Annotated in this window: 11 protein-coding genes; 8 read left to right on the forward strand and 3 right to left on the reverse strand. The window is 60.2% G+C overall.

Annotated elements, in window-relative coordinates; all coding sequences use genetic code 11:
• Nucleotides 1-71: 71 nt before the first annotated feature.
• Both LOY68_RS21740 and LOY68_RS21745 read left to right on the forward strand, forming a co-directional pair.
• Nucleotides 72-1,193, forward strand: a complete 1,122-nt coding sequence (locus LOY68_RS21740; RefSeq protein WP_265039824.1) for an HlyD family secretion protein — start codon at nt 72-74, stop codon at nt 1,191-1,193.
• Complete coding sequence (locus tag LOY68_RS21745; RefSeq protein ID WP_054617337.1) at nt 1,190-2,779, forward strand: DHA2 family efflux MFS transporter permease subunit; 1,590 nt, start codon at nt 1,190-1,192, stop codon at nt 2,777-2,779. Before LOY68_RS21740 ends, LOY68_RS21745 begins: the two co-directional genes overlap by 4 nt.
• Here the strand turns inward: LOY68_RS21745 and LOY68_RS21750 are convergent, their stop codons facing one another.
• Complete coding sequence (locus LOY68_RS21750; protein ID WP_163913477.1) at nt 2,780-3,220, reverse strand: carboxymuconolactone decarboxylase family protein; 441 nt, start codon at nt 3,218-3,220, stop codon at nt 2,780-2,782.
• A 202-nt stretch (nt 3,221-3,422) separates the two neighbouring features.
• On the opposite strand from LOY68_RS21750, the gene LOY68_RS21755 reads away from it, so the two are divergent.
• From LOY68_RS21755 to LOY68_RS21770, 4 genes are all read left to right on the forward strand, one after another.
• The gene (locus tag LOY68_RS21755) at nt 3,423-3,929 is read left to right on the forward strand and encodes a sigma-70 family RNA polymerase sigma factor (protein ID WP_265039827.1); all 507 of its coding nucleotides are present in this window, start codon (nt 3,423-3,425) and stop codon (nt 3,927-3,929) included.
• Complete coding sequence (locus tag LOY68_RS21760) at nt 3,929-4,888, forward strand: FecR domain-containing protein (RefSeq protein WP_265039829.1); 960 nt, start codon at nt 3,929-3,931, stop codon at nt 4,886-4,888. Before LOY68_RS21755 ends, LOY68_RS21760 begins: the two co-directional genes overlap by 1 nt.
• Nucleotides 4,889-5,147: 259 nt before the next feature.
• The gene (locus tag LOY68_RS21765; protein ID WP_265039830.1) at nt 5,148-7,565 is read left to right on the forward strand and encodes a TonB-dependent receptor; all 2,418 of its coding nucleotides are present in this window, start codon (nt 5,148-5,150) and stop codon (nt 7,563-7,565) included.
• A gap of 279 nt (nt 7,566-7,844) precedes the next feature.
• Complete coding sequence (locus tag LOY68_RS21770; protein ID WP_265039831.1) at nt 7,845-8,840, forward strand: isocyanide synthase family protein; 996 nt, start codon at nt 7,845-7,847, stop codon at nt 8,838-8,840.
• Nucleotides 8,841-8,861: 21 nt separating this feature from the next.
• Here the strand turns inward: LOY68_RS21770 and LOY68_RS21775 are convergent, their stop codons facing one another.
• Entirely contained in the window at nt 8,862-10,304 is a 1,443-nt protein-coding gene (locus tag LOY68_RS21775) for a mechanosensitive ion channel family protein (protein ID WP_265039832.1), read from the reverse strand.
• Between the two features lie 205 nt (nt 10,305-10,509).
• Nucleotides 10,510-11,376, reverse strand: coding sequence for a pirin family protein (locus LOY68_RS21780; RefSeq protein WP_265039834.1), 867 nt, complete (start codon nt 11,374-11,376; stop codon nt 10,510-10,512).
• Nucleotides 11,377-11,568: 192 nt separating this feature from the next.
• Here LOY68_RS21780 and LOY68_RS21785 point away from each other — a divergent pair, with 192 nt between their 5' ends.
• Together LOY68_RS21785 and dkgB are read left to right on the forward strand one after the other, a co-directional pair.
• Nucleotides 11,569-12,108, forward strand: coding sequence for a PaaI family thioesterase (locus LOY68_RS21785; protein WP_163913462.1), 540 nt, complete (start codon nt 11,569-11,571; stop codon nt 12,106-12,108).
• A gap of 202 nt (nt 12,109-12,310) precedes the next feature.
• Entirely contained in the window at nt 12,311-13,114 is an 804-nt protein-coding gene (gene dkgB / locus LOY68_RS21790; protein WP_163913460.1) for a 2,5-didehydrogluconate reductase DkgB, read from the forward strand.
• The last annotated feature ends 1 nt before the right edge of the window (nt 13,115 follow it).

The following is a 13,115-nucleotide window of genomic DNA, read 5'->3' on the forward strand; positions in this document are numbered from 1 at the left end:
AATTGCCACCAAATATTACATACGTCATATTACGGTCGTAATAACGACTCGCTCTTCACAGGTATTTCCCCATGACCAGCATGCCCACCGCTGAACCCGACCTGGCAGTCCCGGTGACCACCACCAAGCCGCCCGTGCTCAAACGTCTGCTTTTGCTGGCCGTGGCCATCGCGGCCCTGATCGGCCTCGGGTTGTACGGCGCCCATTGGTGGACTGCCGGGCGATTCCTCGAAGAAACCGACGATGCCTACATTGGCGGCGACGTCACGGTGATCGGGCCGAAAGTCGCGGGTTATATCGAAGAGGTGCTGGTCACCGACAACCAGAAAGTGAAGGCCGGCGATGTGCTGGTACGCCTGGATTCGCGCGACTACCGCGCCAACCTGGCCAAGGCTGAAGGCGCGGTCGCCGCCGAAGAGGCCCTGCTCGCCAACCTCAACGCCACTGAACAATTGCAACACGCGGTGATCGGCCAGGCCCGCGCCGGGATCGATGCGGCGGGCGCCGAAACCGCCCGTTCGCGGGATGACGATGCGCGTTACAAGAAACTGGTCGGCAGCAACGCGGTCTCGGTGGAAAGTGCGCAGCGCGCCAACGCCACCTTCAAGACCGCCCAGGCGATCAGCGCCCGGGCCCAGGCAGAATTGCTCGCTTCCCAGCGTCAGCTGGACGTGATCGAAACCCAGAAACAACAGGCCCGCGCCGCGCTGATGCAAGCCAAGGCCGAACGGGATCTGGCGCAACTGAACGTCGGCTACACCGAACTCAAGGCGCCGGTGGACGGCGTGGTCGGCAATCGTCGCGCGCGGGTTGGCGCTTATGCCCAGGCCGGTTCGCAACTGTTGTCGGTGGTGCCATCGAGCGGTCTGTGGGTCGATGCCAACTTCAAGGAAGACCAACTGGCGCGGATGACCTCCGGCCAGCGCGTGATCATCCGTGCCGACGTGCTCTCGGGCCAGGTTTTCCACGGTCATCTTGATAGCCTTGCCCCGGCCAGTGGCGCGCAGTTCAGCGTGTTGCCACCGGAAAATGCCACGGGTAACTTCACCAAAATCGTCCAGCGCGTGCCGGTGCGCATCGTGCTTGATCCAGCGGATGGTGTGCTCGGGCATCTGCGTCCGGGGCTGTCGGTGACCGCTGAAGTCGACACCCGCGACGAGGATAAAACTCCAGCCGTGGCCAGCGCACCATGAGCACCGTCGCCGCCCCCGCGCAACCGTTCAATGCCGCCACGATGGCGACGGCAACCAAAGTCTTCGCCTTCGCCAGCATGTGCATCGGCATGTTCATTGCGCTGCTGGATATCCAGATTGTCTCTGCTTCGTTGCGCGACATCGGCGGCGGGCTCTCCGCCGGCACCGACGAAACCGCGTGGGTGCAGACCAGTTACCTGATCGCTGAAATCATCGTAATTCCGTTGTCTGGCTGGTTGTCCCGAGTGTTCTCGACCCGTTGGCTGTTCTGCGCCTCGGCGGTCGGTTTCACCCTGGCCAGCCTGCTCTGCGGCGTGGCCTGGAACATCCAGAGCATGATCGCTTTTCGCGCCCTGCAAGGGTTTCTCGGCGGCTCGATGATCCCGCTGGTGTTCACCACCGCGTTCTTTTTCTTCACCGGCAAACAACGGGTGATCGCCGCCGCGACCATTGGTGCGGTGGCGTCATTGGCGCCGACGTTGGGCCCGGTGATCGGTGGTTTCATCACTGACGTGTCGTCCTGGCACTGGCTGTTCTACATCAACCTGGTGCCGGGGATTTTTGTCGCCGTGGCGGTGCCGATGCTGGTGAAGATCGACCAGCCGGAACTCTCGCTGCTCAAGGGCGCCGACTACCTCAGCATGGTGTTTATGGCGCTGTTTCTCGGCTGCCTGGAATACACCCTCGAAGAAGGCCCGCGCTGGAACTGGTTCAGCGACAGCACAATCCTGACCACCGCGTGGATCAGCGGCCTCGCCGGGCTGGCCTTCATCGGACGAACGCTGCACGTGGCCAATCCAATCGTTGATTTGCGCGCCTTGAAAGACCGCAACTTCGCCCTCGGTTGCTTCTTTTCATTCGTCACCGGGATCGGCCTGTTCGCCACGATTTACCTGACGCCGCTGTTTCTCGGCCGGGTGCGTGGCTACAGCGCGCTGGACATTGGCCTGGCGGTTTTTTCCACCGGGGTGTTCCAGATCATGGCGATTCCGCTGTACGCCTTTCTGGCCAACCGCGTCGATCTGCGCTGGATCATGATGACCGGCCTCGGCTTGTTCGCGTTATCGATGTGGGATTTCAGCCCGATCACCCATGACTGGGGCGCCCGGGAATTGATGCTGCCGCAAGCCTTGCGCGGGATTGCCCAGCAACTGGCAGTGCCGCCTGCGGTAACCCTGACCTTGGGTGGCCTGGCGCCGTCGCGGCTCAAACATGCGTCGGGGTTGTTCAACCTGATGCGTAACCTCGGCGGTGCGATTGGCATTGCGGCGTGCGCCACCATCCTCAACGACCGCACCAACCTGCACTTCACGCGGCTGGCGGAGCACTTGAACAGCACCAACGAAGCGCTCAACCAGTGGCTGTCCCAAGTCGGCAATAACTTCGCCGCCCTCGGCCAAAGCGGTGACGCGGGGGTCACCGCCAGCCTGCATCAGCTGTGGTTGCTGACGTACCGCGAAGCCCAGACACAAACCTACGGCGACGCGTTTTTGATGATCATGGTCTGCTTCATCATCGCCACGGCGATGGTGCCCTTGATGCGCAAGGTGCAACCACCGGCCGCGCCGTCAGCAGACGCTCACTGATCAGGCTTGAGGCATTTTGCGGAAACCAATCGCCAGGCGGTTCCAGGCGTTGATGGTGGTGATGGCGACGGTCAGGTCGACCATTTCCTTCGGGCTGAACTCGGAAACAGCCAACTCATAGTCTTCGTCCGAAGCATGAGTCTTGCTGATCAGGGTCAGGGATTCGGTCCAGGCCATCGCCGCACGTTCCCGCGGAGTGAAGAACGGCGTTTCGCGCCACGCCGACAAGGTGGCCAGGCGACGCTCGTCTTCACCGCCCTTGCGGGCATCGGCACTGTGCATGTCGAGGCAGAACGCGCAGCCGTTGATTTGCGAAGTGCGCAGCTTGACCAGTTCGATCAGGTTCTTTTCCAGCGGCAGTTTCGAGACGGCGGTTTCCAGGGCGATCATGGCTTTGAGCGCGTCTGGGGAAGCAGTGTAGAAATCGATACGAGGTTTCATGGTGGGCTCCATCACAAGTGGGTGTGGAGCTACGTTAAGCCCGCCCTCGCCTGCGACAAATAGCCAATATTCGGGAAGTCGAGGAGGCCATTGGAGGGCCACCTGAAAAAGCCAATTGCCAGAGCTCGGTCCGCGCCACTAGAATGCGATCAATTCTTAATTGCACTCAGGCCAGGACGCCCGAATCGAGTATCTGTCCGCCATGTCATCCGCCGACCAGCCCTTGAATCAGCAAGTCCATCACCTCTACAGCGAACACCACGACTGGCTTCAGGGATGGTTGCATCGAAAACTGGGCAACCGTTGCGATGCGGCCGACCTGGCCCACGATACTTTTCTACGCCTGCTGACCCGCCAGGTCGTGCGGCCGCTGGGCAGCGAACCTCGCGCGTTGTTGACGCACATCGCCAAGGGCCTGGTGATTGATCGTTGGCGCCGCCAAGACCTCGAACGGGCTTATCTGGAGACCATCGCGCATTTGCCGGCCGCTGAAGTGCCCTCGCCCGAAACCCGATTCCTGATTCTCGAAACCCTGACGCGCATTGAAGCGTTGTTGCGTGAGCTGCCGGCCGTCACCCGCGATACGTTCCTTCTGTCACAGATCGAAGGGCTGACCTACAGCCAGATTGCGACTCGTTTGAATGTGTCGCTGATCACCGTCAAACGGCACATGCGCGCGGCGTTTATTGCTTGCCTGAGTGTCGCTTGATGAACTCATCAGTGATCAATCCGCAGATTCTCGGTGAAGCCGCCGACTGGCTGGTGCAGTTGCATTCGGGCACGGCAACGCCGTCCGATCACCAGGCCATCGCCCAATGGCGCACGCGCAGCGCCGAGCACGCCCAGGCCTGGTTGCGGGCCGAGGCGATACTCGGGGACTTTCGCAACGTCCCGGCCAACCTCGCGATCCAGACCCTGCAACGGGCCGCGCGCAAGGACGGCCTCACCCGGCGCCAGACCCTCACGCGCCTGGGCTTGTTGCTGATGGCCGGGCCGTTGGGCCTCGCCGCGCAACAGGCGCCGTGGCAAAAATGGACCGCCGACCAGCGCACCGCCGTGGGCGAACAAAAGAACCTGCAACTGCCCGATGGCAGCCAGATTGTGCTCAACACTGAAAGCGCGGTGGACATCGCCTTCAACCTGCAAGAACGTCGACTCCTGCTGTTGCAAGGCGAAGTGCTGATCAGCACCGTCAAGGACCCTGCCGCCCGCCCCTTTATTGTCGAAACCCCGCAAGGCACCGCCCGTGCCTTGGGAACGCGGTTTTGCGTGCGGATCAACGGCTCGCGCAGCCAGGTGTCGGTGCTCGAAGGGCTGGTAGAAGTCACGCCGCAGTTGCTGCGACAGAGCACGACCCTCAAGGCCGGTGAACGCCAGAGTTTCAAGCTCAACCGTTTCGACTCGATGGAAAGTTTCGACACCAGCGCCCTGGCCTGGGACAAGGGCATGTTGCTGGCGAACAATATGCGCCTGGACGAATTGCTCGGTGAGTTGAGCCGCTATCGACCGGGTGTGTTGCGCTGTCATGCGGATGTCGCGGCGTTGCGCGTGTCCGGGGCGTTTTCATTGCGCGACACCGACGCTAGCCTGCGCCTGCTCAGCGATACCTTGCCGCTGAAAATCAGCAGCCTGACCCGCTATTGGCTATCCGTCGAACCAAGAGCCTGACACCAGACCTGTAGCAGCTGTCGAGCCCCGGCGAGGCTGCGTTCGACTGCAAAGCAGTCGTGATATCAGTCGGCGCGGTGCCTCAGGAAGACCGTGAGCTCAGGTTTGACGACTGCTTCGCAGCCGAACGCAGCCTCGCAGGCTCGACAGCTGCTACAACCGACCCCAGATTATTTTCAATGTCCCCTGATACCTTTCTGCGTTTCGTTCGGTGTGTGGATAGACCTCTTCAATTCCACGCGCTCGACAGGAACGCCGAATGACTTCAACACCCCTGCACGATTTCCCGCTCAAGGCGTTAAGCCTGGGCATCGCCCTCGCCTTCAGTGCATTGCCGCCGCTCACCAGTCAGGCCGCCGACGCGGTCAACGAAAGTGCCAGCCGCAACGTCAATATCGGCCCGGGGTTGCTCAGCCACACGTTGGCGCAATTCGCCGTGAGTGTCGGGGTGCCGCTGTCGTTCGATCCGGCGCAACTGGGTGATCGCCAGAGTCCCGGTTTGCAAGGTGCCTACAGCGTGCAATCGGGTTTCGCGCAGTTGCTTGATGGCAGTGGTTTCGAGCTGATCGCCACGGGCGGCAATGGCTACACGATCGCACCTCGCGTCGCGACTGGCGGTGCTCTGGAACTGGGCGCCACGAGTGTCAGCGCCTTGCGCGACGAGAATGCCGAGACCTACGGCGGCCAGGTCGCCAAAGCTGCGCAGGTCGGCATGCTGGGTAATCAGGCACTAAAGGACCTGCCCTTCAGCGTCACCAGTTACACCGCCAAGACCATTGCCGACCAGCAAGCGCAAACCGTCGGCGATGTGCTGCTCAATGATGCGTCGGTGCGTCAGTCCGCCGGGTTCGGCAACTTCTCCCAGGTGTTCATGATTCGTGGCTTGCCCCTGGCCTCGGATGACATTTCTTATAACGGCCTGTACGGCGTGTTGCCCCGACAGATCATCGCCACCGAAGCGCTGGAACGGGTCGAGTTGTTCAAAGGCCCGAACGCTTTCGTCAACGGCGTGACCCCGAGCGGCAGCGGGATCGGCGGTGGCGTCAACCTGCAACCCAAGCGCGCCAACGATACCCCGGCCCGCAGCGTCACCCTCGATTACAGCGCCGATGGCCGGGTGGGTGGGCATCTGGATTTGGGCCAGCGTTTTGGCGAAGACAACCGCTTCGGTGCGCGGGTCAACCTGCTGCAACGGGAAGGCGACACCGCCGTCGATGATGAAGACCAGCGCTCTTCGTTGATCAGCCTGGGCCTGGACTATCGCGGTGATCGGCTGCGCATCTCCACCGATCTGGGCTATCAGAAACAAGTGATCAACCAGGGCCGCTCGGTGGTGTACGTCGATTCCAGCCTGAAGAAAGTGCCCAAGGTGCCGGACGCCAACGCCGGTTATGCGCAGAGCTGGAGCTACTCGCAGCTGGAAGACACCTTCGGCATGGCCCGCGCCGAATATGACCTGAGCGACAACTGGACTGCGTACGTCGCTGGCGGCGCCAAGCACACCCGGGAAAACGGCGTGTATTCGTCCCTGACCCTCACCGACCTTAACGGCAATGCGCGTGGCGGCATGCTGTATCCACCCCACGACGAGGACAATCAAAGCCTGATGGCCGGCCTTAATGGGCGCATGAACACCGGTCCGGTCAGCCATCAATTGAACGTCGGCCTGGCAGGCATCTGGGGCGAACAGCGCTCGGCTTTCGAAACCATCGGCACCGCCGGGCGCTACAGCACCAACATCTACAACGTCACCGACAAACCGCGACCACCGGCGACCTCGTTCGGCAGCGACATCCACGATCCGCGCATCGTCGGCAAAAACACCCTGCGCAGCGCGGCGGTGTCGGACACCTTGGGCTTTATCGATGATCGTGTGTTGCTGACCCTCGGCGTACGGCGCCAGGATCTGAAAGTCGACGGCTGGAGCACCACCACTGGCGCGCGCACTTCAAGTTATGAAGAGTCGATCACCACGCCGGTCTACGGTCTGGTCATCAAGCCTTGGGAACATGTGTCGTTCTACGCCAACCGCATCGAAGGCCTGGCGAAAGGCCCGACGCCGCCGACCAGCGCGATCAACCGTGACGAAACCTTCGCTCCGGTGCGCAGCAAGCAAATCGAGGCCGGTGTGCGCCTGGACATGGACAGCTACGGCGCGAGCCTCGGTGTGTATCGCATCGAGCAGCCGTCGAGCTACACCCAGGACGGGATTTTCCGGGTCGACGGCCAGCAGCAAAACAAGGGACTGGAGCTTAACGTCTACGGCGAACCGCTCGATGGCCTGCGCCTGCTCAGCGGCGCTACCCTGATGAAGACCGAGATCGAAGGCAGCGCCAACGGTGTGAATGACGGCAACCGTGCCGTGGGCGTGCCACGCTTTCAGCTGAACCTGGGGGCTGATTGGGACGTGCCGGGGATTGAAGGTGCAGCGTTGAGTGCGCGGATGTTGCGCACCGGTGGGCAGTATTTGAATGCCGCCAACACCCAAAGCATTCCAGCATGGAATCGTTTTGATGTGGGTTCGCGGTATGCCTTCAAGGTTGATGAAAAGGAAATCACCTTGCGGGCCAATCTGGAGAACGTTGCGAACAAGGCCTACTGGGCGTCGGCGAATGGCGGGTACCTGACCCAAGGGACGCCGCGCACGTTAAAGGTTTCGGCGACTGTGGATTTCTGATCAGTCAATGTGGGAGCCATCACCCGGGTTTCTTCGACTTTGAAGATCAATCTATAGGCCGGGCTTCCACGCTATCAAGACTGTTCAACCCTTGACCGGACGTCGCAATGACCCGGTCGAATTGAGACTAATCAATACGAATCCCCTCCTTCGGATCCAAACTTTCATTCACTAACAAACCAGCCGTTGTCTTTAGCCCCATTTACTTTTTAAATACACACCACTTACGCACCGCCGCCATTTTTTATTCGCATAAAACTCTAAAAAGAGACTCGCCCAATGAGTAATTATATAACCGGCCCTATTGACCTCACACTTAGTCACAACGCCACTGACATTGCCACACAACTGCTTCAGATCGTTTATCGACAACGCCGCCTGATACACGGCAACGATAACTGCCTGCACACACCCTGCACACTATGCCTGAATATGCAAACGGATAAAATCAACGCGATGATCGCGCGCGGGGGGCCGATCACCTTTATCCTGCCGGCATTTCCCGCCAAGTCGCCGAACCTGTCGAAAGTGTTGGGGACCTCTCCTGACCTGGGTGAAAAGCTCAGCCTGCGTCAACTCAATGACTTGTGCGTGAAAATTAGCGAACTGCATCCGCCTGGAGCCCGCATCATTATCTGTTCCGACGGCCGTGCATTTTCCGATTGTGTCGGAGTATCCGATGATGAAGTTTCGAACTATGGACGCGAAATAAAGAACCTTCTGGTTTCGCTCAAACTCAATAACATTGAAATCTTCAACCTCGAGGATTATTTCAAGCAGGGTAATTTCGACAGCATAAGACAACAACTTGTCGAGCAATACGGCCGCAGCATCGACGCACTTAAATTGGCGATAAAAACTGAAGAACACACCTTGAACATGTTCAACGGCATTCATCGCTTTATGTACACCGACCTCAAACACCGCAAACCGGAATACTCCAGTAACAAACTAAAGGAAGAGGCCAAAGACGTCGCTTACCAAGTCATTATTCGAAGTAACGCCTGGAGTGCGTTGGTTCAGGAAGTGTTTCCCGAGGCGCTCAGGCTTTCCATTCACCCGCAACATCCGCACAGCGAAAAAATCGGTATCAAGCTGATGGACTGCGACGACGTCTGGCGCACTCCCTGGCACGGGGCTGTACTGGACGACGGAGAAAACTACCGGCTGATGGCGCGCAGTGACATTGAGAAAATGCCGGTTAACCTGGTCTATGAAAACGGGCGTCCGTCCTATTACGTGTTGCGACGATATGAAAGCGGACAGGCCTCGTAACCTCCCTGGCCAGGCATCGTATTACGCTCGGCTGCGCAACCACTGCAAAAACCCCTTCTTCGGCACCACCACCGGTTCGTCCTGAGTCAACGTCCGTGCCTTGTGCAGACGGAAATCCAGCAAGGCTTTCATCGCATCGTTGATGTCGTGTCGCGCATCCAGGCACGGCTTGAGGTAGGCCTTTTCGATGCGGTACAGGGCGCAGAAAGTCTTGGCGGTAAACGCGGCGGGCACCGAGGTGTCGGACAGGATGCCGGCCTCGCCGATCACTTCGCCCGGCCCCATGCGCCCGGATTCGAACGGCGTGCCGTGGCGCATCAGGGTCACCGAGATCACCCCGGATTCAATGATGAACAAGTGATCGCTGACCTCCCCCGCCGCCAGGATCGTCTCGCCGGCACGGAAGGTTTGCAGGGTCATGTTCTGGCTGAAGGTTTCTTTTTCTTCCTGGCGCAGGGTCGAGAAAATCGCCGAGCTTTCCAGCAGCGCCCTCGGCCGGGACACGTTGCTCGGCGGGTTGGGCTCGACGCTCGACAGCAGATTGATGCCGGACGCCTGCAAGTGCCGGTACGCCAGGTCGAACAGCAAATTGCGCACCGTGCGTTTCTGGTCCATCGAGGCGACAAACCCGCTGATCTCGTATTCGACCCCAGCGCTGCTGGAGCTTTTCAGGGCGACATTCGGTGCCGGGTGATCGAGCAGCAGACGGCAGCCCTGCATCGCCCGCTCCAGGGCTTCGACCACCGTGTTTGGCCGTGCATGTGGGCTCAGTTGCAGGCAGATGGACACGCCGAACATGTCGCTCGGCCGACTGAAGTTGATGATCTTGGCCTTGGCCGCGAGGGAGTTGGGAATCACCGCCAGGCTGCCTTGGGCGGTTTGCATGCGCGTGGCGCGCCAGTCGATGTCGGTGACCCGGCCTTCGGTGCCGTCGATGGAGATCCAGTCATCGATTTGATAAGGCTTGGTGGTGTTGAGGACGATGCCGGAGAACACGTCGCTGAGGGTACTTTGCAGCGCCAGGCCGACGATGATCGCCACCGCGCCGGAGGTGGCGAGAACGCCTTTGACCGGCAGGTCGAGCACGTAGGCCATGGCCGCGATGATCGCGATCAGGAAAATCACCGCGCCGAGCAGATCCTGGAGCAAACGTCCGGTGTGCCCGACCCGTTGCATCATCACGGCGCCGATCAGCACCGTCAGGGTCCGCGCACCGAACAGCCACCAGCCGATCTGCAAACCGGTGGCGGCCAGGTGCAGCGGCACATTGTCGGCCCAGGGCGCGGGCTCCAGCGGGTTCAGGCCTTCGTTGAACAGCAGGACGCTGAACAACGCAAAAATCACCAGCCGTACCACCAGTTTCCAGTTGCTGCCGTTGGTGCTGATCAAACGCCACAGCCCCAGATCGATCAGGATCAGGGCCAATGCGACGAGCAGCGGGTGATCGGTGAGCAGTGACAGCATCAAGCAACTCCAGCAAGGGCCAATGGCGCGAAGATCGCACGGATTGGGCACAGTGTAGGAGGATTTGCGGTCCTGAGAACACCGCAAACAACTGTGGGAGCGGGCTTGCTCGCGAAGGCGGCGTGCCAGTCGACATTGATAGTGACTGACACGGCCTCTTCCCGAGCAAGCCCGCTCCCACAGGGTTATTGCGGTGCGGCGGGATTTAACTATTCATCCGCCCAAACCGCCCCGACTGGTAATCGGCAAACGCCTGGTGGATTTCCTGTTCGCTGTTCATCACAAACGGGCCATGGCCGACGATAGGCTCGTCAATCGGCTCGCCGCTGAGCAGCAACACCACCGCGTCGTTATTGGCTTCCAGGCTGAGTTGCTGGCCATCGCGTTCAAACAACGCCAACTGCCCTTCCCTTACCAACTCCACGCCATTGACCTGCACCGTACCGCGCAGCACCACCAGCGCGGTGTTGCGACCTTCGTGCAAGTCCAGCGTCAGCAACTTGCCGGCGTTGAGGCGCAGGTCCCAGACATCAATCGGCGTGAAGGTGCGCGATGGCCCGGTGTGGCCGTCGAACTCCCCGGCGATCAGGCGCAGGCTGCCCGCATCGTCCTTGAGCGGAATGTTCGGGATGTCGCGGTCGAGGATCGTCTGGTAACCGGCGTCGGCCATTTTGTCCTTGGCGGGCAGGTTGACCCACAGCTGCACCATTTCCAGGGTGCCGCCGGTTTTGGCGAAAGCGTCGGAATGGAATTCCTCGTGGATGATCCCCGAGGCAGCGGTCATCCATTGCACATCGCCCGGCCCGATCGTGCCGCCACCACCGCTGGAGTCGCGGTGTTGCACTTCGCCGTCGTAGACGATGGTCACGGTTTCAAAACCGCGATGTGGATGCTGGCCGACGCCACGCTGCTCGGTGGTCGGGGTGAATTCAGCGGGCCCGGCGTGATCCAGCAGCAAAAACGGGCTGATGTGTTTGCCCATCGTGTCGTAGGAAAACAGCGTGCGAACCGGAAAACCGTCGCCGACCCAATGCGCCCGTGGACTGGTGTAGATACCGATGATGTTTTTCATCGTGCCTCCGAAATAGGTGGGTAAAGCATGAACCCAGCTTAAATCTGATATCAATTCTGTACTAGACGGCAACAACCAGCCTCAGCGTCCCATCAGTAGAACGATCCTGGCAAACGAGGACTGGCGAGGTTTTTATTTCGGACATAATATTGATGAAGATTACAGCCGTAATATCTGCCCGAGGAATTGATCATGCAAAGCCCCACCCGTGAAGCCACTCTCGCCCAATGGATCGCTCAGGAACAGGCGATTCGTGCCCGCCTCGCCGGGCCCGGCAGCCTGTCGATGGCCGAGGTCAGCGCGCTATCGCCCGCAGAATTTTTCGAGGGTGTCGGCAACGGTGAACTGCCCTCGCCGCCGATTGGTGCGTTGATGGATTTCATCCCGATCGAATGGTCGGCCGGGCTGTTCATCTTCCAGGGCACCCCGGATTCGCGGCACTACAACCCGCTGGGAAGCGTGCATGGCGGCTATGCGGCGACCTTGCTGGATTCGTGCATGGGCTGTGCGATTCACACGCAATTGAAGAAAGGCCAGGGCTACACGACGCTGGATCTGCGCATCAGTTATGTCCGGGCGTTGACCGGCGCCAGCGGCCCGGTGCGCGCCGAGGGCAAGATTGTGCACCTGGGGCGTTCGACCGCGTTGGCCGAGGGGCGGATTTATGATGTGGATGGGCGGTTGTATGCGACCGGATCGACGACTTGCATGATTCTTGAGGCGCGGGGGTAAAGCATAAAATCAAAAGATCGCAGCCTTCGGCAGCTCCTACAGGGTGTACGCCATCCCAATGTAGGAGCTGCCGAAGGCTGCGATCTTTTGATCTACCGATTCATGACTTTCGGTAAACATTGCTTTGCCCCACCAGCGGTTTTTCTCAAGGATGCCGGCGCGGATACTCGTGCCCATTCCCACTGCAACCCTGGAGTCATCAATGTCTATTCCCGCATTCGGTCTTGGTACGTTTCGTCTGCAAGGCCAAGTGGTCATCGATTCGGTGAGCACCGGCCTTGAACTCGGCTACCGGGTCGTCGACACCGCGCAGATTTACGAAAACGAAGCCGACGTCGGCCAGGCCATCGCCGCCAGCGGCATTCCGCGCGAAGAGCTGTTCATCACCAGCAAAATCTGGGTCGCCAATTTCGCCAAGGATCGCCTGATCGACAGCCTCAAGCAGAGCCTGCGCAACTTGCAGACCGACTACCTGGACCTGACGCTGATCCACTGGCCGTCCCCGGAAAACCAGGTGCCGGTGGAAGAATTCATGGGCGCCCTGCTCGAAGCCAAGAACATGGGCCTGACCCGCCAGATCGGCGTGTCCAACTTCACCGTCGACCTGATGAAACAGGTGATTGCCGCCGTCGGTGCCGAGAACATCGCCACCAACCAGATCGAGCTGCACCCGTACCTGCAAAACCGCAAAGTCGCCGAGTTCGCCCAGAGCCAGGGCATCCAGATCACCTCCTACATGACCTTGGCCTACGGCGAAGTGTTGAAGGACCCGGTGATCCAGCAGATCGCCGAACGCCTGCACGCAACACCGGCCCAAGTCACCCTGGCCTGGGCCATGCAACTGGGTTACGCGGTGATTCCTTCATCGACCAAACGCGCCAACCTGCAAAGCAACCTGCACGCCGTTGCGCTGACCTTGAGCGACGCCGACATGGCGTTGATCGCCGGCCTGGATCGCGGCCAACGCTTGACCAGCCCTAAAGGCATCGCCCCGCATTGGGATTGAT

It is taken from the genome of Pseudomonas sp. B21-053 (assembly GCF_026016365.1).
In the GTDB taxonomy this organism is placed as follows: Bacteria; Pseudomonadota; Gammaproteobacteria; order Pseudomonadales; family Pseudomonadaceae; genus Aquipseudomonas; species Aquipseudomonas nunensis.